This window comes from Dolichospermum circinale AWQC131C (genome assembly GCF_000426905.1).
GTDB lineage: Bacteria > Cyanobacteriota > Cyanobacteriia > Cyanobacteriales > Nostocaceae > Dolichospermum > Dolichospermum circinale.
Window position 1 is genome coordinate 40,046 of the sequence record NZ_KE384610.1, and the last position, 21,393, is coordinate 61,438.

Sequence of the window (21,393 nt, forward strand, 5' to 3'; positions counted from 1 at the left end):
AGGAAGTGCTATAATTACTAAAGGTATTCTATCTAACCTGTGATTTTTGCTTTTGATTTGTGAAATCTAAAAAATAACCGCCACTTTTAAGGGGGATAAACTATGACTATTTGGGTAAATGAGCAAATTGATCCTTCTGGGATGATTCATGCCTGTATTGCCTGTTGTAACGAGTCTCAGGCACTTGATTGTCATCAGTCATTTAAAAATAATTTAACCGCAGTACAAACAGCAGCAGGCTGGATTGCCAAATTACGGACAGTGAAATCTTGGGATGATGTGCCAGTTAATGCCTTAAAACTTGATTAATCTGGATAAATCGCGTCTGGTTTGAAAATTGTAAATTGATCGTTCTTCATCTGCCTTCATCTGCGTTTATCTGCGTTTAATCATTAAACATCTCCTCATAAACTCAATACTTTTCGATTAACCCTAAAACTCTTTTTTTTGATCAACCACTCTAAAGAACTGGTTTGAGTCTTTGCTGATAAGATTGTCGGGACAATTCATAACCCAAGACCATTAAAAATGCACAAACTCCAAAAAAGGGGCTTGTGCATTTAAAATTATATAACGGGCGAGGAGGGATTCGAACCCCCGACACCGTGGTCCGTAGCCACGTGCTCTAGTCCACTGAGCTACACACCCTTGACTTACAACCTTGACTTACAAAATTTATAATAACACACACTTTCCCAATTATGCAAGATCATTTTTCAAATTCTTTTTCGTTAACCCATTTGGATGCTCAAGGAGAGGCTCAAATGGTTGATATATCAGGTAAAACAGCCACTATTCGTCAAGCGTTGGCCACTGGTAAGGTGCGGATGTTACCTGAGACTTTCGCTGCTATTCAAGCCGGAAACACCCCTAAAGGTGATGTTTTAGCAACGGCTAGGTTGGCAGGAATCATGGCCGCTAAACAAACAGCCAATTTAATTCCTCTCTGTCACCCCTTACCTTTACAGAAAATTACCGTTGAGATTATCCCTGATGCCCAACTACCTGGTTATCAAATTGATGCTACTGTGAAAACTAAAGCGGAAACTGGTGTGGAAATGGAAGCTTTAACAGCGGTGTCTATTGCTGCTTTAACTTTGTACGACATGGCTAAAGCATTAGAAAAGACGATTCAAATTGAAGCGATTCATTTAGTTAGTAAAACAGGTGGAAAGTCTGGAGATTGGGGATAGTTGACATTTTTTGTACTAGTAGATAGACTATATTTGTTAGGACATTTGCCGTACACTAAAGATTTACACATCACATTTATTGTGTAAGAAGTATCATGACTCACTCAATGGCTAGAAACAGCCCAGAAAAATCCTTGCGTTCCAAATCAGAAAGATTAGAAGCCCGTATCAGTCCACAGAATAAGGAACTGTTCCAACTTGCGGCTGATATTCAAGGGCGAACACTTACAGATTTTGTAGTTAGCAGTCTTGTCAGTGCTGCAAACCAGATTATTCAGGAACATGAAATCATGGTTTTAAGCAGAAAAGACCAAGAAGTTTTTGTAGAAGCACTGCTTACTCCACCAGAACCCAGCGAAAAGTTACGGCTTGCGGCTCAACGCTATAAAAAGAATATGGGTATATAAGTGCAGTTAACAGATAATTTTGATGCTTTTGAGAATTATTTAATAGAGCCGCTAGGAAAAAAGTATAACCGGGCGGCTTTTTGTTGTGGAGTTGATCAATTAGATAAATATTTCCAAAAACAAGCTGGGCAAGATGCACGTAAACGCATAGCAGCCCCATTTGTTTTAGTAGAAAAAAGTTCTGGTTTCGTCGCAGGTTATTACACACTATCATCAACAAGTATTCAAATCGGAGAATTGCCGATAGAAATTACTAAAAAACTACCAAAATATCCTCAACTTCCCGCTACTCTTTTAGGTAGATTAGCCGTTGATCAAAATCATCGTCAAAAAGGTTTAGGGGAAATGTTGTTAATGGATGCCCTATATCGTAGTTTGCAAAATGAAATTGCGACAATTGCGGTAGTTGTTGATGCCAAAGATGATAAAGCCCGTTCTTTTTATGAGCATTATCAATTTACTTGCTTTCCTGATTATTCTCATCGGCTTTTTTTGATGATGGAAACGATAGCTAAATTGAAAAAATAGTGATCTTTTCTTGAAAGATCACTATTTTTTTCTTCTTTACCTCCGAGAATGAAAACCCCCTGCTGCTAAAGCCCTGACTACAAAAAAATGATATGATAATTTTTTGTGACACTGGCGTAAGTCCTAATTTTGTTTCGCACCAAGACCCTAAGGTAGGAGATTACAAAGTAGTAATTCGATCTCTAAATCTGTGATATTATTGTTAGTAATTATTTCCCCATTTTCCGTTTGAGTTTTTCTAATTCATCTTCGGTTTCCCAACGGCGAAATTTATCTTCTAATTCATCAAAATTACTTTGAGAATTACTAGCAGTATTCCAACCATAATTTTCTAACTTTTGCTGGCTTTGTGCTTTGGTTCTGGCTGTTTGCATTTCTGCTGCTTTATTTTGTACCTCTTGGCGACGTTTTTGAATTTTCCCAAGTAGTTCTTGTGATTGGGTAATGCGTTCTTTTAAGCCTTGCATATGTCCCCACATTTGATTTCCTTCCCGCAATAATGCAGCTTCTCGCTGTTGGGCTGGAGTGATTAGATCTTGTCTACCTGCGGCTTGGGCTTTTTGAATACGGATATGCCATTTTTGAATTTCTTGGGCTGTGGAAAGAATTTCATCTTGCGATCGCTTCTCTTGCAATTGTAACTCAGAAATTAACTTTAATGTGTCTTCTTCCTGTTCCCGTAGTTGTTCTAAAAGTGCTTCTAATTCTAAATGAGGGTTATTCCGCAAAAATTCTTCTAGACGACTTTCTAAAAAGCGACTTAAATCATCAAATAAACTCATTGTTAAAGCTCCAATTCTCAAATATATCTCTATTTTATCAGCAAATTACAAATTAGTTAAATTGGTGTAGTCCAATATTTAATTCCTTGGATGATTTTTTGTTGTAATCCGAATTTCGGTAAGTCCTCCTCTCTCCAACCTAAATATGTCCAATGGGGAAGATCATTAACTACTGTTTGAAACCAGCCATTTTCATTTAAAATCTGTTTTTGAGCCGGTGTTAATATTTGTAAATCAATTGCTAATCCCCACAAATGTTGTGATGTCCCCGGAGGTGCAACTAAACCAAGAATTTTTGTCTCTTTTCCAGCTTTGACTTGGGTTAATGTTTCTCTATTTGCGTATTTATTCCAAAATCTTAAATTAGTGGCAAAATTACGCAAACAATCCCCAGCATAACCAGATTTTAGAGAAATATTTTCTAACTCTTTGGCTTTATTTAAAGCGGCTGCTGCTGGTTTTTGTAAATAACATTCTTCTGTGCCATTTACTAGTTCTATACTGATTTGATCCTGAAAAGATTGGGTTTCTATTTCATTGTCTAAAATGACTTTTTCTGGTAGTTTAATTTCTGAGTCTTGATTAATAAATACTGTTCCATAGGAACGTAATAAGGTATATTCAAATGTATCAATCTCAGGAACTGTGGGAATTTTATTGGCAATTGTTGTTAAAAAACGCTGTTGATCATCCAATTTCTGATCAGGAATAAATGGCACATTTACAGCTATTTTTGGTTGTTGACAACTTCCATTAAATTCACTTACGCATTCTTTGACAGTCTCAGGCTTTGATGTTAACTGACTTTGGGAAATTTTGTGAGCAAAGACTAAGGTAACACTGACACAAATAATTATAGTAACAAATGCTGCTATTTTCAGAATTAGTTTCATGAAAATATTACTTCTTTTGAAAATTCCGATTTCATCATATCTTAAATACCTGAATTATTAAAGAAGTACCGGATCTTTTAACCAGTCGGAAATCTTGTTTTTTTGTTTTTTGTAACTTTAGATCAAATTCCTGTGTATAATTATTAATTATGAAATCAAGTCTATTTTTTAGTTGATCAATTATAATAAACAAAATTGATACTTAATACACCTTCGTCAAATGATGAATTTAAAAAACTCCCGACTGCAAACTTTACTTATTTATGCCATACTAGGAGCGATCGCTTTAGTCATGCTCTTTCCCATGTTATGGCTAATTAGCACATCACTGAAGTCACCAACGGAAAATATCTGGCAATCACCACCCGCATTATTACCTAGTCAACCTACCTTAGAAAACTTCTCTCAAGTCTGGCAATCTCTACCTTTTGCCACTTATTTATATAATAGTATCCTAGTATCTGTATTAACTGTCGGTTTAAATTTGTTGTTTTGTTCCTTAGCAGCTTATCCCTTAGCTAGACTATCATTTTTCGGCAGAAACGGAATTTTCATTGCTATTGTGGCCACAATTATGATTCCTTTTCAAATTGTCATGATTCCTTTATATATTCTGACAGTGCAATTAGGTTTGAGAAATAGTTATCTAGGGGTAATTTTCCCTAGTTTAGCCTCTGCCTTTGGTATATTTTTACTACGTCAAGCCCTGATAACTGTACCAAAGGAAATTGAAGAAGCTGCTCGTTTAGATGGTACTTCTGAGTTAGGATTATGGTGGTATGTAATGCTACCCGCTATCCGTCCGGCGCTAATTACTCTGGCTATTTTTGTCTTTATTGGCGCTTGGAGTGACTTTTTATGGCCTTTAATTGTGATTCAGGATGAAAGTTTATACACTTTACCACTGGGAGTTGCTAAGTTAGCGGGGACTTTTTCTTTAGACTGGCGTTTGGTGGCTGCTGGTTCAGTAATTTCAATTACTCCAGTGTTAGTATTATTTCTGTTTTTACAAAAATACATTGTCCCTACGGATACTGCTAGTGGTGTTAAGGGTTAATTCATATTCTAAATTAATATTAGAGGGTGTTTTTCAAGTCAATGGCCAATTCTCGTTTACAATTACTAGTTTTAAGCAATGGTCATGGAGAAGATATCATTGCTGTACGGATTATCCAGGCTTTACAAACATTATCTTCCCCACCGGATATTTTTGTTTTACCAATAGTGGGTGAAGGACGCGCTTATCAAAAAATAAACGTTCCCATAATCGGTAAGGTACAGAATATGCCCTCTGGGGGTTTTGTTTATATGGATAGCAAAGAGCTAATGCGTGATGTCAGCGGTGGTTTGATTCAGTTAACCTGGAATCAAATCAAATCTGTACGCCGTTGGGTGAGGCTACAAACAAGCTTAGGGAATCAAAAGGCTATTCTAGCTGTGGGGGATATTGTCCCCCTGTTATTCGCAGCTACAAGTGGTGCTAATTACGCTTTTGTGGGTACGGCTAAATCAGAATATTATGTGCGTGATGAAGCGGGTTTATTACCACGAAAATCAAAATCCGCAAAGTGGGAAAATTTTTCTGGTTCAATTTACCATCCTTGGGAAAGGTGGTTAATGAGTCGTAGCCGTTGTCAGGCTGTTTTTCCTAGAGATTCTCTGACGACGAAGATCTTAAAAAAGTGGTCAATTCCGGCTGTAGATGCAGGAAATCCGATGATGGATGGGTTAAAGACCAATTTTAGCAGCCCAGGGTTTGATCGTGGTAATGCTGAACACAAAGAACAAATTCGTCCTTTGATTGTGACTCTGCTGCCCGGTTCTCGCGCCCCGGAAGCTTATAATAATTGGGAAATGATCATGGTTTCTGTATCTGCCTTGGTTGCTAGTTTACAACAACCAGATTCTTTATTCTTTGGTGCTGGAACAATGATTTTTTTGGGGGCGATCGCTCCTGGTTTAGATTGTGGTATTTTATCTCAAAGTTTACATATTCAAGGTTGGCGACTTTGTGATCAATCTCCTTTACAAATTCCTGACCCAGACAGCTTGACTTTTAACCAAAAAAATGCTTATCTAATTTTGACACAAGCAGCCTATAATGAGTGTTTACATTGGGGTGATTTGGCCATCGCTATGGCGGGGACTGCAACGGAACAATTCATTGGTTTAGGAAAACCAGCCATTGCTATTCCTGGTGGTGGTCCCCAATATAACGCCGCTTTTGCAGAAGCCCAAAGTCGGCTGTTAGGAATATCCCTAACCTTAGTCAATCAACCATCTCAGGTGTTACCAGCCATGCAGTCTCTACTGAAAAATCCTGATCTTTTGCATGACATTGCTAAAAACGGGTTACAGCGTATGGGACTTGCCGGTGCAGCACAAAGGATTGCAGAATGTTTACAGGAAAGATTGGTAAACTGATTAAGCTACCAAGCCAGAACGTAAAGCCCGAACTGCTGCTTGAGTACGATCATCAGCACAGAGTTTGTTTAAAATATTGCGAACATGAGTTTTTACCGTTCCTACGGTAATATATAATTTTTCTGCAATTTGTCCATTACTGCAACCACCCACAATCAATTCTAAAATTTCCAGTTCCCGTTGGGTGAGGGGGTAGGTTTCTAAAACTTGTTCATATTCTGTTTCCAAAGCCTCGATTTTTACAGTTTTCGGCTTATCGGATGATTGATTATCACCAGAGTTACCCTGGCGTACTTTTCTTAATACCAGATTAGCGATCGCCGGGTCAATCCAAGAGTTACCACGAAAAGTCACTTGTACCGCTTCCGTAAATTTATTAATACTTGTTTCCTTCATATAATAAGAATCTGCTCCTGCTGCGAAAGCCGCCAAGACAGCATCTTCTGTATTATCCATGGTCAGGATCAGAACTTTTGTCTGTGATTGTCCTGTTTCAGCCTGATAACGTCTAAATTTGCGTGTTAGTTCAATTCCGTCCATATCAGGTAAACCGATATCTATCACAGCCACATCTGGTTTCATCGTTTCTAAAAGTTTTAAGCCAACAGTCGCATTGGCCGCCTCACCAATCACTTTAAAGCCGCTATGTGACTGCAATTCGGTTCTCAGTCCCATACGGGTTAAATCATGATCTTCAATCAATATAATACTAATTTCATTCATTGTTACACCCATGATAATCGGATTGCTTCCCTGTAGCACCAGGAGACAGGAGGTGGAAGGTAAAAAGCTTGTTTACTGAGATTTTGAGCCTTTTTACTAAGTAACTATTTTTGCACAGAAACACTAATCAAAACTATTTCTCAGATCAAAATTTCATTTAACTTATTTCAGTCACCCAGACTTAGGATAGATGATTCTGTCACCAATGAACATCTACCAGGAGAAATAATAAATGATCAATTCTTATAGTTAAGATAAGTCAATATAGGTGTAAAAATCTATCTAAAGATATATCCGTCTAGGTTATGATACTAGTTGGCCTATGCACAGAGTTTATTTAAAATATTGTAAATATGAGTTTTTACTTAATATTCATCTAACTTATATTCACAGGCACGCCAGGTAGATGATCCCGTTGCCAGTTAACATCTATCTAGAGGAGTAATAAATTGCCAATATTTGTAGTTCAATCGTCGTCAAAATCTAGCTAAAGATATATAGATATTTTTCCCAAAACAAATGAAATTATTGAGACAAATCCGAAAAATTACAGTTTAAGCATGATTCCTAAATTTGCAATTGACTAGATATAGCATTTAATCGGTAGGGGGTAATCCAGTGTATATGGTAGAACTGCGCGTTATAGCTTTTCTTAGCCTGAGTCATATGTTTCCGTCCAGGATAAATAAAACTCAGATTTGCAAAGACTTTTAACCTAAGTGCTATCAAAATATATACTTAGCAGAGTGATTTTTATTGAGACATATTACCTATTTAAGTAATATTATGGAGGCTTTTGGTACACAATGTTTCCATACAATTCTCACTAATGGGTGAAGACAGTTAACTAATTGCTAATTTACAATGTTTTCAACTAGATAAAGTATTTGATTTTACTACAGTGAAAATAAAAATCGATGGAAGAAACGCTAAAAATTTTAGTTGTAGAAGAGAATGAAGTAGAGCGTGTGCTATTAAATCTAGCTTTGAGGGAAACAGGAATTAGTATAGAACTTGATGAAGTCAAAGATAGCCATCACGCGCTCTCGGCTCTGATTAATAATCACTATGATTGTATATTTCTCGACTATCATTTACGAAATCAAGATTGCTTAACATTAATTCACAAAATAAATTCTTCAGCCATCAAAGTTCCTTTAGTAATTTTGATAAATTCAGGAAATGAGGCAATGGCTGGAGATTGTATCAAAGCAGGTGCTAGTGAGTATTTGATCAAATCTACATTATCTTCACAAACCATAGCCCAAATTTTGAGAAGTGCAATTCGTATCCACCGCACCCAAATGCAGTTAGAGTTAGCAAATCAACAACTTAAAGAAAGTCGAGAAGAGCTAACTATTCAGGGTAAAGAATTGGCAAGACAACAGCAACAAATTCAGCAACAAAAACTGGCACTTTTGGAGATATCAAGGTTAAAATCATTATTTTTAGCGACGATATCCCATGAATTGCGAACCCCAATGAATGCGATTATTGGATTTTCTCAAATTTTATTACGTCCTAAATTTGGGAATTTAACAAATCAGCAAATGGACATGGTAGAACGCATCCTCAATAATGGTAAAAAATTACTAATGTTGTTCAATGAAATCCTCGACTTTTCCCACATAGAAGCCGGTAAATTAGAACTCAAGCCAGAAATATTCGATTTATCAGAAGTTGTTAGTAATACAGTGAAAGAAATCCGTTCTTTAGCTGAAGCCAAGAATTTATCTTTGCTAGTCAAAGGAGATCTAAACAATAAATTAGTATTTAATGATGCAGTAAGATTACGGCAAATTTTAATGAATTTGCTTTCTAATGCCATTAAGTTTACAGAATCTGGAAATATTTTCGTAGAAATCAAAGAAATACATCAAAATAGAGTTACAATTGCTGTAGAAGATACAGGAATTGGTATTGCTACTCAAGATTTTCAAAATATTTTTGCAGCATTTCATCAAGTTGATCAAGGGATTAGCCGTAAATATTCTGGTGCAGGATTGGGTTTAGCTATTGTTGATTCATTAGTACGCATGATGGGAGGAAAAATATATATCGAAAGTAAATTAGGAGTCGGTTCAATGTTTAAAATAGAATTACCACGGAAAATAAATTTGATAGCCGATTTAGGTAATGTAGTTTCTCGTACTCATCAGCATCATTTTCATTCCATATATTACCATAGGAAATCATCAATAAATTCTCCCAATTTGAAATTGTAGATGATTAAAAGGTTGATTAATTATGACTATTCTCAAAAAAGATCGAATTTTGTCAGTTGATGATACTAAAGATAATCTGATTTTAGTAGAAGCAATTTTAGAGGATGAAGGATATCATATTGATTCAGTTGCTAATGGTGAAGCCGCTTTAAAAAACGTCGTAGAATTTCCACCGGATCTAATTATTTTAGATGTAATGATGCCGGGAATAAATGGCTATGAAGTGACGCGAAGAATCCGTAATAATCCAGAAATAAACTATATTCCGATTTTGCTATTAACAGCTTTTGACGAATCTAGTGTTGTGGAAGGTTTAGATGCGGGTGCTGACGATTTTATTCGCAAACCCTTTGACACAGAAGAATTATTAGCAAGAGTGCGATCGCTGCTAAGATTAAAACACAGTATTGACGAACAGCGAAAAATGACACTACAGCGAGAAGATTTTGTTTCTCGTCTTACCCATGATTTACGCACTCCTTTGGTAGCTGCTGATAGAATGCTGCATTTGTTTTTGCAAGAAGTCTTTTGTACAATTTCTCCAGAAATGAAACAAGCGATTAAGATGATGATTCGTAGCAATCAAAATCTCCTAGAAATGGTGAATACTCTCCTAGAAGTTTACCGTTTTGAAGCTGGGAAGAAAAATTTAAACTATGAATCATGCGACTTAACAGAAATAGCTACTGAAGTCGTGGGTGAACTCAGTCCCCTAGCAGTTGAGAAAAACCTAATTTTAAAATTAGATACCCACGAATTAACCCAAACAGGAAATAATGGAGGAATTGTTAACGGCGATCGCTTAGAATTAAGACGAGTATTCAATAATCTCATTGCTAATGCTATCAAATTCACCGATACAGGTAGCATAGAAGTCCGCATTTTTCAGGCCTTATCCCCAAGCAATCATCCCAGTCAAATAATCATCGAAGTTCAAGATACAGGTTATGGTATTGCAGCCGAAGATCAAGGAACAATTTTTGAGCGATTTCGCCAGGGAAGGAATAAAAGATCAGGTAGTGGTTTAGGACTGCATCTTTCACAATGTATTGTCGAAGCCCATGGAGGTAAAATAGAACTCTCTTCACAACTTGGTCAAGGTAGCACATTCACAGTCAGATTACCCAAAATCACTTGATTACTACTAATTAAAAAATACAAGGACTTTGAACCTGATTCCCTATTCCCTATTCCCTCGCTATATTCTTGAAACCGAACATAGCTGAAATTTTCTACCCAGTAACCGTCGAATAATTATTTCTAATTCCTCAATCATATAGGGTTTACTAATGTAATCATCAAAACCAGCTTGGAAAATACTTTTTTTATCTTCAGTTCCAGTCAAAACCGTTACAGCAACTACAGGAATATGACAAGTTAATGATTCTCCCTTGAGATATTGAATAACATCTAAACCACTCATACCCGGTAAGAAAATATCCAATAAAATTAAATCAGGCTGATACTTCTTAGCCATAAACAGTGTTCTTGAACCTTCTTTTTGACAAATAGATCGACAACCTAATAATTCTAGGGTATAGCTCATTAGCAGTAGACTATCATCATTATCTTCTACTGCTAAAACCAAAGGTTGTTGATGTTTTTGTCGTTTTTCATCACTCATAAATGAATGTGCTAAATACATCTCTTCTCCAGAGTAGTTAATAGGGAGTAGTCGTTTTTATGAGTAGAACAGACGAACCCGCAAATTCTCATTGGTTGTTTATCTTCAGTAATGGGAACAGGAAATAAAAATCCAGTTTTAATCCTTTTAGCAGATATATTTTGATTATATGCAAAACTGTCAATAAATTTATTTACAAAAATCAACAAATTTATCATCCTACTTCTTCTAGAAATAGACAGAAATATGGCTTATTGTTTTTAATTTTACTAGCCATGAAATGACTATTTAATCTTTTCTACCAAAGATAAGGTAGAAAATACCCACTAAAACTAGCCTAATATTGGCGCAGATAGAAGATCATCTTGCTAAAGATACTAAATATATAGTTGACACAACTATCATTTTGTAAATATAATATATTACAAATAATGGTTGTAACAAAAAATTTTGCATCATTGGCAAGATTAAATATAAGTATGTTACGCAAAAGTAGGGTGTAGTTAATGTATAACTTTATCAAGAAGCTCATTTAATTACTTATAAGATGCGTGGTGGATCTCATAAGTACGGTATCTATAGCAACAATTAGTTTTGAGTTTATGATTGGACAAGGAAAACAAGATCAAAAAGCAGTAACAAGATTATTTTCTCATCTAGAATTTGATGGTAATAAATTTCAACATCAACCAGGTAGTGTACTAGGAAATACAACTTTAATTGTGGGAACTACTGTTGGGGCTGGAATTATTGGACTACCAGCAGTAACCTTACCATCTGGTATTATACCATCTACAATTGCCATTATTTCTGTATGGCTTTATACTTTAATATCTGGTTTAATAATTGCAGAAGTGACTTTAAATATCATGCGAGTTGAGGGTATTCCCCATTTAGGTTTATTAGCAATAGTAGAAAAGATTCTTGGTAAAGTCGGAGCGAGAATTGCTGGAATCGCATATTTATTTAATCACTATGCTTTGTTAGTGGCATATATGACTAAAGGTGGAGAAGTTTTAACAACCACAGTTAACCAAGTTTGGAAGTTAGAAAATATTTTACCTCATTGGGCAGGAACAGTGAGTTTTTTCCTGATATTTGGTAGTATGATTTATTGGGGAAAAAATAACTTGATTGAAAAATTAAATGAGATATTTACAATTATTTTACTCATAGCCTTTGTGGGTTTATTATTATTAGGAGGAAGCCAAATCCAAAGCTCTCAATTCTTAGTGCAAAATTGGACTGCTATTGGTGGTTCTCTTGCTGTTATATATGTGGCCATGTTCTACCATTCTGTTATCCCGCTGGTGGTAACTCAATTAGAAGGAGATATTCCTAAAATTCGTCAATCTATTATTCTTGGTTCTGTGATTCCACTCTTGATGTTTTTAGCTTGGAATGCAGTTATTTTAGGTTGCGTGACTCCAGATATTATACAACTTAGTCCAGGACATGAGAGGATATTTGACCCATTAAAAATTCTCCGCAATGGTGCTTCTGGAGAATGGTTTGCAATGTTGCTATCAATTTTTTCAGAATTTGCCATTGTCACATCATTTATTGGTATTACCTACGGGTTAACAGATTTTTTTAAAGATATTTCTTTAATCACTAAAAGCGAAATTTCTCGTTTACCTCTTTATTCCTTGGTATTACTTCCACCTTTAAGTTTAGGAACATTTAATCCCACCATATTTTTCCAAGCTTTAGAATACACAGGTACGTTTAGTACTTCTATTTTAGCAGGAATTATGCCAGCATTAATGAGTTGGAAACAAAGTCAAAAACCAGAATTTTTCCATAGTAACCATCAAACCCTAGTTCCGGGAGGAAAAATAACACTAATATTCATCATTATGGGCGGGATATTTCTCATAAGTAAACAATTTTTCTCAATATATAACAATATATAAGTTTTAAAAATGACTAATGACTAACGATTAATAAAATGACACTAGAAAACCTAATTTTTTCTTACTTTTTTTGTGATCATCTAGATGATCAATATTCAAAAGTAAATAAAACCTCTCTTGTCGGGTAATGACAAAAGAGGACTTGGAGCTAAAGTCCGGTAGGGTAATCGGGCTATTTAATATATAATCTTTAAAGTGGTTTAATCCAGTCCCCCTTTAGATATATAAATTGCTGATTATTCTATCAAATTAGTATCATTTCAAAATTTATAAAAAAAATCCCTTGCTTGTATAATGCAAACAAAGGAATGTGCTGTTAAAGTTTGTCAGGTGATCGGAATATTTAATTATTTAGTATTTATTAGATGTATCTTGATTCCTCCATTGGGTAGATAAAAATTGGCGATATCAACATCTTATGGTCTATTTTCAGACTTACCCTGTTTATTCTTCCCTGCTGTTACCGTTATTAATCAGGTTGTGTATAGGTTGAAAAAGTTTCCTGAAAAGCGAACTCATGATACACAGCTAATGTTTCTTGATGTACACGAGCAACATTTAACCATTCTAAGTTTTCTTGCGCCCGATTTTTCCATTCTTGAAGCATATCTTTATTACTCAATAGTCTTATTAATGCTTCAGCCAATTTATGGCTATTCTCAGCCGGAACTAACATTCCCGCTTTCCCATTATCTAACGCCTCTGGAATCCCGTCTACCTCAGTAGCTACAATAGCTAACCCAGCTTCCCTCGCTTCTGAAAGCACCAAGGGACAAGGATCACGGTGGGAAGCTAAGACAAAAATATCACAGGCTAGTAAATAACGTTGTGGTTCGGGACAAAATCCAACAAAATGAATTTGATCACTAATTTTCGTTGCTTGAGCTTGAGCTTCAAATATTTGTTTATCTGGTCCATTTCCCACTAGATATAAATTGACTGTGGGAAAATTTTGAGCAACTTCCTCAAAAGCTGTAATTAACTCAGTAATTCCCTTACGTTTGTACATTCCCGCTACAGTAACAATCGCGGGACGGTGTAAATTTAAAGGTTGATAATCGGAGATTTTCCTAGTCCGAGGACTACCCAAAGTTCCATTACAAATTACTCGTAATTTCGCTTCAGAAATTCCCCGTTTTATCATTGAATTTTTAACGGCTTTACTAACAGCAATTACTCGGTCAGCTAAACCCATTAATACACTACTACGTTGAAATTCATTATGAACTGTAGCCACTAAATTATATCCATTTCCCCACCTCAATGCACTTGCTAAAACCACACCAGTCATCATGTGAGCATGAACTATATTTGGCTGAAATTCTCCCACAATTTTCCGATAACCTAGCGCCGCTTTGATCATATTTATTGGTTGGCGATTTTGGTTTATTGTATAGTGTTTAACCCCAAATTTATTTAATAATTTTTCGTATTCTCCTCCTGCTGAAATTACCGCTACATGATCACCAGCTTGGGATTGTAAACAAGCCAGATCAACAGCTACATTCACAATACCATTACCGATTTCTTGGATATGATTCAATATATGTATAATTCTCATAAATTGAAGAGATTGTATTAAAAACTATTGAAATTTTACAAAAAAACACAAATAATATAGCAATCAGTAGTCAACTTTTAAAACCTTTGTCTGATCAGTATTTAAAAATTTTCCGCTGTTTTAATTACTCTGATCACTACTATATTCATAAATTTTAGTCTCTTTGATAAGTTCTGTTTATAATACCTAATGACATTTTCTTTTGTCTGTACTTTAAGAAACAAATATCTAACATAACTTTACCAGGTAACTTCTTAGGAATTATTAATCAATAATCATCGTTTTTTTCTTAGATCAGTATCTTTTTATAGAAAAATTAAATCATTTTTGATAGCTGGCGTTATGAGGCTACACAAAAAGATTCCCGACTGCTTGGAGAAGTCGGGAATCTAAAATTAAGGTGATAACCGCTCGATTTTCCAATTTCCATTATCTACGAGAGTATATCGCAACCGATCATGTAAGCGGCTGGATCTTCCTTGCCAAAACTCAATTTCCTGGGGAATAACTCGAAACCCCCCCCAATGAGGAGGTCGAGGTACTTCTTGATTTTCATATTGACGCTGAAATTCTATTAATTGTGCTTCTAATACATCTCTATTGGCAATAACTTGACTTTGATTAGAAGCCCAAGCACCCAAACGACTAAAGGGTGGACGCACTTCAAAATAGCTATCAGACTGTGCTGAGGAAATTTTCTCGACGGTCCCCACAATTCTGACTTGACGTTCTAGTTCAGCCCACCAAAAAACCAAAGCAGCCTGGGGATTTACTGATATTTCTTGTCCTTTTTGACTCTTATAATTAGTGAATAATACAAAACCTCGTTCGTCAATATCCTTGAGTAGTACCATTCTTGCCGAAGGCTTACCATCAGGTGTACAGGTAGCCAAAGTCATAGCATTAGGTTCAGGTAGTTGGGCTGCTACGGACTGGTTAAACCAGATTTTAAATTGTATAAATGGATCTGGATCAATTTCTTTTTCATTTAAATCTTTTAGGGTGTAGTCTTTACGAAGATCAGCAATGCTCTTATCTATCATTTTTATTTTCTCACGATTTAGATTCAGCGTATATTAGTATTGGGGAAAACATTCTATGATCAAAATTAGTACGTTTTTTGGACAATAGGGAATAGGAATTACGCCACCCTGCCCTGCAAGCCCCTGAAGCCCCCTATTTATACATTAAATCAGATGCGCCGTTTTGCCCCTCTGCAAACTTTGTTAATTTATGGACTCAGTGGACCAATTATTGCTCTCAATATCTGGTTGATGTCTGTATTATTTCATTTTTTTCAAAATCCCCTGACTATCCTGAGTATTTCTGCCATTCTGGCTTTTTTACTGAATTATCCAGTCAAGTTATTTGAAAATATTAGAATTAAACGCACTCAAGCAGTAATCATTGTCTTACTACTTACCTTAACTATATTTATAGTTTCCTGTGTTACTCTTATACCAATGTTGATTGATCAAACCATTCAACTTTTGAATAAGATTCCAGACTGGTTAGCGACGAGTCAAGCCAATTTTGATCATTTAGAGATGTTAGCGAAGCAAAGGCGGTTATCTATAGATTTAAAATTGGTGACAAATCAAATCAATGCCAATATACAGAACCTAGTCCAGCAAATAGCTTCAGGGGCTGTAGGATTTGCGGGAACGCTATTATCAGTAATACTCAATGTCATATTAGTTATTGTTCTCGCCTTTTATATGTTAATATATGGCGATCGCGTCTGGGCTGGACTAATCAATCTTCTACCATCAAATATTGGTATCCCCTTTAGCAAGTCATTACAATTAAATTTCCAGAACTTTTTTCTGAGTCAATTATTACTAGGACTATTTATGATCATAGCCCTCACGCCGATTTTCTTATTTTTGAGAGTACCATTTGCCCTGTTATTTGCTATTATTATCGGTATTTCTGGAATTATTCCCGTTGTTGGCGCGACCTTGGGCATTGGTTTAGTCACAATGTTAGTTTTAATTCAAAATTGGTGGTTAGCATTTCCAGTCGCTACAATGGCAGTTATCATGCAACAAATTAAGGATAATCTATTAGCTCCCAAACTCATGGGTAATTTTATCGGACTCAACCCCCTGTGGATTTTTATCGCCATTTTAATGGGATTTGAAATTGCGGGTTTGCTGGGAACACTGGTGGCTGTACCAATTGCTGGAACTATCAAAGGTACTTTCGATGTGATCAAAAACAGTCAGCATAGTGATTTTGTGGCAAATTTTCGGGCTAATTACGGCTCAGAATTTGGGGAAGATGAATAAATTAGTCAGTGGTCAGTGGTCAGTGGTCAGTGGTCAGTTGTCAGTGGTCAGTGGTCAGTTGTCAGTGGTCAGTTGTCAGTGGTCAGTTGTCAGTGGTCAGTGGTCAGTGGTCAGTTGTCAGTGGTCAGTTGTCAGTGGTCAGTTGTCAGTAGTCAGTTGTCAGTGGTCAGTTGTCAGTTGTCCGTTGTCAGTGGTCAGTTGTCAGTTGTCCGTTGTCAGTTGTCAGTTGTCCGTTGTCAGTTGTCAGTTGTCAGTTATCGGTGCAAATCTTTCTCGTGACCTCTGATTTCTGGTATATTAAATTTTGAATTGATGGATGCAGTTGAATTATTAGAAACAATTACACATCTGATTTCCCAAGCCGAAAAAGGGGAAATTGACCCTTGGGACGTGCGAGTTATTGAGGTGATTGATCATTATTTGAAACTAATGTCCCCAGAAGCAACTACCAGAGGCTATGAAAGTGATTTATCTCAATCTGGACAAGCTTTTTTATCAGCATCAAAGCTTGTATTATTTAAGGCAAATACATTAATGCAATTGTCAACGGTATATAATACGCCAGAAGAAGTTATAGATGATACAATATTAGAAATTGAAAATGGATTGTTATCTCCAGCCCGTCCCTTACAATTAGAACAACACCTGCGTCGTCGTCCAGCAGCTATGCCACCTCGGAAACGTCGAGTGACATTGCAAGAGTTAATAGACCAGTTGCAAATCATGGCCAGCCAGTTAAAACTGGTAGAAAAGTCTGATAAACCTCAGCGAACTAAGCGCCAGTCTAGGGTGCAAACCATGGGGGAAGCCCTAGAGTTAGCCCACCAAGAAAATTTAACGGAAGTCGCGTTAGAACTAGAACAGGTGTTACATAGTGCTGCTAAAGAGCGAAATTTGGAGGAACAATGTTGGAATCTAGAAGAACTGATAGATTTATGGATACAGACAAAGCAACCAGAAAAAAATGGCCACTATCGTGAATTAGAAAACGATAGCGTAATTAGCGTTTTTTGGGCATTACTACTGCTCTCGGCTCAATCTAAGGTGGAGTTATTCCAAAAAGAATTTTACCAGGAAATTTTAGTTCGTTTACCTACTTAAAGGCAAGTAGCAGGGGGAGAATAAATTTCTATCTCCTAATCACAACTGACAACTGACCAATTACTAAGGAATAAGATTTTATGAAAGCAATGATTCTTGCAGCAGGAAAAGGTACTCGTATCCGTCCCATTACTTATACAATTCCCAAGCCCATGATTCCTATACTGCAAAAGCCAGTCATGGAATTTTTACTGGAATTATTGCGCCAACACGGATTTGATCAAATTATGGTCAATGTCAGCCATTTAGCGGAGGAAATAGAAAGTTATTTCCGTGATGGTCAGCGGTTTGGAGTGCAGATTGCCTATTCTTTTGAAGGTAAAATTGATGATGACGGTAAACTCGTCGGGGAAGCCATTGGTTCGGCTGGAGGTATGCGGCGGATTCAAGACTTCTCACCGTTTTTTGATGATACCTTTGTAGTATTGTGTGGTGATGCTTTAATTGATTTAGACTTAACTGCGGCGGTAAAATGGCATAAATCCAAAGGTGCGATCGCTACTATTATCACTAAATCAGTTCCCAAGGAAGAAGTTTCTAGTTACGGTGTAGTGGTTACTGACGACGATAATCGCATTCAAGCCTTCCAAGAAAAACCCCCAATAGAAGAAGCCCTTAGCACTAATATCAATACAGGTATTTATATTTTCGAGCCAGAAGTATTTAAGTATATACCCTCTGGAGTAGAATATGACATTGGTGGCCAATTATTTCCCCAACTTGTGGCCGATAATGCCCCTTTTTACGCTATTCCCATGGATTTTGAATGGGTAGATATTGGTAAAGTTCCAGATTATTGGCGAGCAATTCGCGGTGTTTTATCAGGGGAAATCAAAAATGTACAAATCCCCGGACATAAAGTCGCTCCTGGTATTTTTACTGGGTTAAATGTATCTGTAAATTGGGATAAAGTTGATATTACCGGACCTGTTTATATTGGTGGAATGACCAAAATTGAAGATGGAGCAAAAATTATCGGACCGGCCATGATTGGTCCAAATTGCTGGATTTGTAGTGGGGCTACTGTAGATAACAGCGTGATTTTTGAATGGTCCCGTTTAGCCCCCGGAGTCCGCCTAGTTGATAAACTGGTGTTTGGGCGTTACTGTGTAGACAAAACGGGAGCATCCATTGATGTCCAAGCTGCGGCTTTAGATTGGCTGATTACAGATGCGCGTCAAACTCGTCCCATAGAAACGCCTTTAGAACATAAAGCCATTGCTGAATTATTGGGAACAGGTTCAATTTAGTCAGTTGTCAGTTGTTAGTTGTCAATTGTTAGTTGTCAGTTGTCAGTTGTCAGTTGTCAATTGTCAGTTGTCAATTGTCAGTTGTCAGTTGTCAATTGTCAGTTGTCAGTGGTCAGTTGTCAGTGGTCAGTTGTCAGTTGTCAGTTGTCAGTTGTCAGTTGTCAGTTGTCAGTTGTCAGTTGTTCATTGTCCGTTGTTCATTGTCCGTTGTTCGTTGTTCGTTGTCCGCTGTAATTTACTACTAACTAATAACCACTGACCACTGACCACTGACTACTAACTAATGACCACTGACTACTGGCTATTAACTATTTAAGTAAGTATACCGTTGTAAACTTTGCTCGTAAGTTTGTAGAAGTCGCTGGGATTCCGCTAAGGTGATGTGCTGTTCTTCTAAAGCCCGCTCACAACGCTGGCGAATATTTTCTACCATGTCTTCAGCATCGTATTCAACGTAACTAACGACTTCACTCATGGTATCACCTTTAACAACGTGTTCAATTTGGTAGCCCTTGGGAGTTAAATTGATATGAACGGCGTTAGTGTCACCAAACAGATTATGTAAATTCCCCATAATTTCCTGGTATGCTCCATTCAGGAACATTCCCAAATAATAGGGTTTTCCTGGATGAAATTTGTGTAATTCTAACACTGATTTCACATCTCGCAAATCTATAAAGCGGTCTATTTTCCCATCACTATCACAGGTGAGGTCTGCTAAAATGCCTCTGCGGGTTGGTTCTTCATCCAGACGATGTATGGGCATAATGGGAAATAGTTGATCTATAGCCCAACAATCTGGTGCTGATTGAAACACAGACAGATTGATATAGTAAATGGAAGCCATGATTTTTTCTAGGTCTTCCAATTCATCAGGTACGTATTCTTCCTGACGGATGATAGTTAAAACTTTTTGACAACAAGCCCAGTAAAGACGTTCGGCCTTAGCGCGTTCATTCAAGCGCAAAATTCCTAAATTAAAGCGACTGATAGCTTCTTCTTTGAATTGAGCAGCGTCGTGATAAAATTCTTGGTAATTTTCCTTATTGATAGATTGGTAAGTTTCCCACAGGTATTTAATAATTGGAGATTCTCCGTCTTGGGGAGGATCAGGGGGATTAAGGGGGACATCACTGGTACTAAGAACGTCAAAAATTAACACTGATTGGTGAGAAGAAATCGCCCGACCACTTTCACTCACAAGAGTAGGTACGGTAATTTGCCTTTCATCACAGGTATCTTTTAACTCGGCTACAATGTCGTTAGCATAGTTTTGCATATTGTAGTTTTTTGAGGTGTAGAAATTCGTTTGCGAGCCGTCATAATCTACACCCAAACCACCACCAACATCCAAGTATTTCATATCTGCCCCTAGCATCGCCAATTCTACGTAAATACGACTAGCTTCTTGAATGGCATCCTTAATAACATTGATAGCGGAGATTTGCGAACCGATGTGAAAATGTAACAGTTGTAGAGAACCGAGTAAGTCAGCTGCACCTAATTTTTCCACAGCTTCCATAATTTCGGGAATTGTTAAACCAAATTTAGCGCGATCGCCCGTAGAAGTTCCCCAGCGACCCATGCCTTGGGTGCTTAATTTCGCTCTAACTCCCAAAATTGGCTTAATTCCTAATTGACGACTAGCAGCAATGGCTAAATCCACCTCTTCAATTTGCTCTAGGACGATAATTGGTGTTTGTCCTAGTCTTTGGGCTAACATAGCGGTTTCGATGTATTCCTGGTCTTTGTAGCCATTGCAAATTAACAATGCTCCAGGGGTATCCAGTAAAGCCAAAGCGATCATTAATTCTGGCTTAGAACCTGCTTCCAAACCAAATTGATGGGGTTTACCAAAACGAACTAAATCTTCAATCAGGTGACGTTGTTGATTGCACTTAACAGGAAAAACCCCACGATAGACACCAGGGTAATTATAGCGGGCGATGGCCTTAGCAAAACAAGCATTTAAGCGCTCAATGCGGTCTTCCAAAATATCGGAAAAGCGGATTAACATAGGAAGACCTAAATTACGCTGTTGTAGAGCATTAACCAACTCAAACAAGTCCAAAGACCCACCACGTTCACCCTTGGGAGAAACAGTCACATGACCAGCAGCATTAATCGAGAAATAAGGCCGACCCCAACCTTCAATCCGATAAAGGTCTTCACTATTCTCAATTTTCCAAGGAATAGATAAATTTCCCGTGCTTATGCTAGTAGGTACTAACAGTTTCTTCTCTCTTTGGCTTTTCAATTCAGCTTTATGCCCATTAGGCGGCATTTTTACAATCTCATCAGCAGTTGACTCGACACCCATTTTTTCCTGACCTCTGTGTGTTGCCCACGAATTAACAATTTAACAAAATAGTCTGGTAAAGGATATAAGACTAGAAATAATTTCTGATTAAGAACAGGACTTACGCAAAATATCTCTCAAATCCTCATTTCTCCGTGACCTCTGTGCCTGGAGTG

20 protein-coding genes and 1 tRNA gene are annotated in these 21,393 nt (G+C 37.0%); 13 read left to right on the forward strand and 8 right to left on the reverse strand.

Annotated elements, in window-relative coordinates:
- The first annotated feature begins 102 nt into the window (after nucleotides 1-102).
- Nucleotides 103-309: a hypothetical protein gene (locus tag ACIR131C_RS0110585; RefSeq protein ID WP_028082131.1), complete on the forward strand. Its 207-nt coding sequence runs from the start codon at nucleotides 103-105 to the stop codon at nucleotides 307-309.
- A 265-nt stretch (nucleotides 310-574) separates the two neighbouring features.
- On the opposite strand, the gene ACIR131C_RS0110590 is transcribed toward ACIR131C_RS0110585, so the two are convergent.
- Nucleotides 575-648, reverse strand: a tRNA-Arg gene (locus ACIR131C_RS0110590).
- A gap of 53 nt (nucleotides 649-701) precedes the next feature.
- Here ACIR131C_RS0110590 and moaC point away from each other — a divergent pair.
- The 3 genes from moaC to ACIR131C_RS0110605 all read left to right on the forward strand — a co-directional run bounded on the left by moaC (nucleotide 702) and on the right by ACIR131C_RS0110605 (nucleotide 2,128).
- Nucleotides 702-1,193, forward strand: coding sequence for a cyclic pyranopterin monophosphate synthase MoaC (gene moaC / locus ACIR131C_RS0110595; protein ID WP_028090165.1), 492 nt, complete (start codon nucleotides 702-704; stop codon nucleotides 1,191-1,193).
- 95 nt (nucleotides 1,194-1,288) lie between these two features.
- On the forward strand, nucleotides 1,289-1,600 hold the full coding sequence (locus ACIR131C_RS0110600) for a type II toxin-antitoxin system TacA family antitoxin (protein WP_051347538.1): 312 nt from the start codon (nucleotides 1,289-1,291) through the stop codon (nucleotides 1,598-1,600).
- Nucleotides 1,601-2,128, forward strand: a complete 528-nt coding sequence (locus ACIR131C_RS0110605; protein WP_028090167.1) for a GNAT family N-acetyltransferase — start codon at nucleotides 1,601-1,603, stop codon at nucleotides 2,126-2,128.
- A gap of 209 nt (nucleotides 2,129-2,337) precedes the next feature.
- Here the strand turns inward: ACIR131C_RS0110605 and ACIR131C_RS0110610 are convergent, their stop codons facing one another.
- Both ACIR131C_RS0110610 and ACIR131C_RS0110615 read right to left on the reverse strand, forming a co-directional pair.
- The gene (locus tag ACIR131C_RS0110610; RefSeq protein ID WP_028082250.1) at nucleotides 2,338-2,910 is read right to left on the reverse strand and encodes a TIGR04376 family protein; all 573 of its coding nucleotides are present in this window, start codon (nucleotides 2,908-2,910) and stop codon (nucleotides 2,338-2,340) included.
- A 56-nt stretch (nucleotides 2,911-2,966) separates the two neighbouring features.
- Nucleotides 2,967-3,803 carry a D-alanyl-D-alanine carboxypeptidase family protein gene (locus ACIR131C_RS0110615; RefSeq protein WP_028090168.1) on the reverse strand — a complete coding sequence of 279 codons (837 nt, stop codon included), beginning with the start codon at nucleotides 3,801-3,803 and terminating at the stop codon, nucleotides 2,967-2,969.
- Nucleotides 3,804-4,023: 220 nt separating this feature from the next.
- On the opposite strand from ACIR131C_RS0110615, the gene ACIR131C_RS0110620 reads away from it, so the two are divergent.
- Complete coding sequence (locus ACIR131C_RS0110620; RefSeq protein WP_035371835.1) at nucleotides 4,024-4,860, forward strand: carbohydrate ABC transporter permease; 837 nt, start codon at nucleotides 4,024-4,026, stop codon at nucleotides 4,858-4,860.
- A gap of 41 nt (nucleotides 4,861-4,901) precedes the next feature.
- Entirely contained in the window at nucleotides 4,902-6,227 is a 1,326-nt protein-coding gene (locus ACIR131C_RS0110625; RefSeq protein WP_051347539.1) for a lipid-A-disaccharide synthase-related protein, read from the forward strand.
- Here the strand turns inward: ACIR131C_RS0110625 and ACIR131C_RS0110630 are convergent, their stop codons facing one another.
- A complete protein-coding gene (locus ACIR131C_RS0110630; protein WP_028082254.1) occupies nucleotides 6,228-6,950 on the reverse strand; it encodes a response regulator transcription factor in 723 nt (240 codons plus the stop codon).
- Nucleotides 6,951-7,867: 917 nt separating this feature from the next.
- On the opposite strand from ACIR131C_RS0110630, the gene ACIR131C_RS0110635 reads away from it, so the two are divergent.
- The gene (locus ACIR131C_RS0110635; protein WP_028090171.1) at nucleotides 7,868-9,175 is read left to right on the forward strand and encodes an ATP-binding response regulator; all 1,308 of its coding nucleotides are present in this window, start codon (nucleotides 7,868-7,870) and stop codon (nucleotides 9,173-9,175) included.
- 22 nt (nucleotides 9,176-9,197) lie between these two features.
- A complete protein-coding gene (locus ACIR131C_RS0110640) occupies nucleotides 9,198-10,313 on the forward strand; it encodes a hybrid sensor histidine kinase/response regulator (RefSeq protein WP_028090172.1) in 1,116 nt (371 codons plus the stop codon).
- A 60-nt stretch (nucleotides 10,314-10,373) separates the two neighbouring features.
- On the opposite strand, the gene ACIR131C_RS0110645 is transcribed toward ACIR131C_RS0110640, so the two are convergent.
- Complete coding sequence (locus ACIR131C_RS0110645) at nucleotides 10,374-10,820, reverse strand: response regulator (RefSeq protein WP_028090173.1); 447 nt, start codon at nucleotides 10,818-10,820, stop codon at nucleotides 10,374-10,376.
- Between the two features lie 581 nt (nucleotides 10,821-11,401).
- Between ACIR131C_RS0110645 and ACIR131C_RS0110650 the strand changes: the two genes are divergently transcribed.
- Nucleotides 11,402-12,715, forward strand: coding sequence for an amino acid permease (locus tag ACIR131C_RS0110650; RefSeq protein WP_035371838.1), 1,314 nt, complete (start codon nucleotides 11,402-11,404; stop codon nucleotides 12,713-12,715).
- A 469-nt stretch (nucleotides 12,716-13,184) separates the two neighbouring features.
- Here ACIR131C_RS0110650 and ACIR131C_RS0110655 read toward each other — a convergent pair whose 3' ends face one another.
- Together ACIR131C_RS0110655 and pdxH are read right to left on the reverse strand one after the other, a co-directional pair.
- The gene (locus ACIR131C_RS0110655; protein WP_028090175.1) at nucleotides 13,185-14,276 is read right to left on the reverse strand and encodes a glycosyltransferase family 4 protein; all 1,092 of its coding nucleotides are present in this window, start codon (nucleotides 14,274-14,276) and stop codon (nucleotides 13,185-13,187) included.
- Nucleotides 14,277-14,671: 395 nt separating this feature from the next.
- A complete protein-coding gene (gene pdxH, locus ACIR131C_RS0110660; protein ID WP_028090176.1) occupies nucleotides 14,672-15,316 on the reverse strand; it encodes a pyridoxamine 5'-phosphate oxidase in 645 nt (214 codons plus the stop codon).
- 156 nt (nucleotides 15,317-15,472) lie between these two features.
- On the opposite strand from pdxH, the gene ACIR131C_RS0110665 reads away from it, so the two are divergent.
- The 4 genes from ACIR131C_RS0110665 (at nucleotide 15,473) to ACIR131C_RS0110680 (ending at nucleotide 18,918) form a co-directional block, all read left to right on the forward strand.
- Entirely contained in the window at nucleotides 15,473-16,567 is a 1,095-nt protein-coding gene (locus ACIR131C_RS0110665; RefSeq protein ID WP_028090177.1) for an AI-2E family transporter, read from the forward strand.
- Nucleotides 16,560-16,853 carry a hypothetical protein gene (locus ACIR131C_RS27345; protein WP_051347540.1) on the forward strand — a complete coding sequence of 98 codons (294 nt, stop codon included), beginning with the start codon at nucleotides 16,560-16,562 and terminating at the stop codon, nucleotides 16,851-16,853. Before ACIR131C_RS0110665 ends, ACIR131C_RS27345 begins: the two co-directional genes overlap by 8 nt.
- Nucleotides 16,854-16,879: 26 nt before the next feature.
- A complete protein-coding gene (locus tag ACIR131C_RS0110675; protein ID WP_028090178.1) occupies nucleotides 16,880-17,668 on the forward strand; it encodes a segregation/condensation protein A in 789 nt (262 codons plus the stop codon).
- An 80-nt stretch (nucleotides 17,669-17,748) separates the two neighbouring features.
- Complete coding sequence (locus ACIR131C_RS0110680; RefSeq protein ID WP_028090179.1) at nucleotides 17,749-18,918, forward strand: nucleotidyltransferase family protein; 1,170 nt, start codon at nucleotides 17,749-17,751, stop codon at nucleotides 18,916-18,918.
- 304 nt (nucleotides 18,919-19,222) lie between these two features.
- On the opposite strand, the gene speA is transcribed toward ACIR131C_RS0110680, so the two are convergent.
- Nucleotides 19,223-21,238 carry a biosynthetic arginine decarboxylase gene (gene speA, locus ACIR131C_RS0110685; RefSeq protein WP_028090180.1) on the reverse strand — a complete coding sequence of 672 codons (2,016 nt, stop codon included), beginning with the start codon at nucleotides 21,236-21,238 and terminating at the stop codon, nucleotides 19,223-19,225.
- Nucleotides 21,239-21,393: the final 155 nt, after the last annotated feature.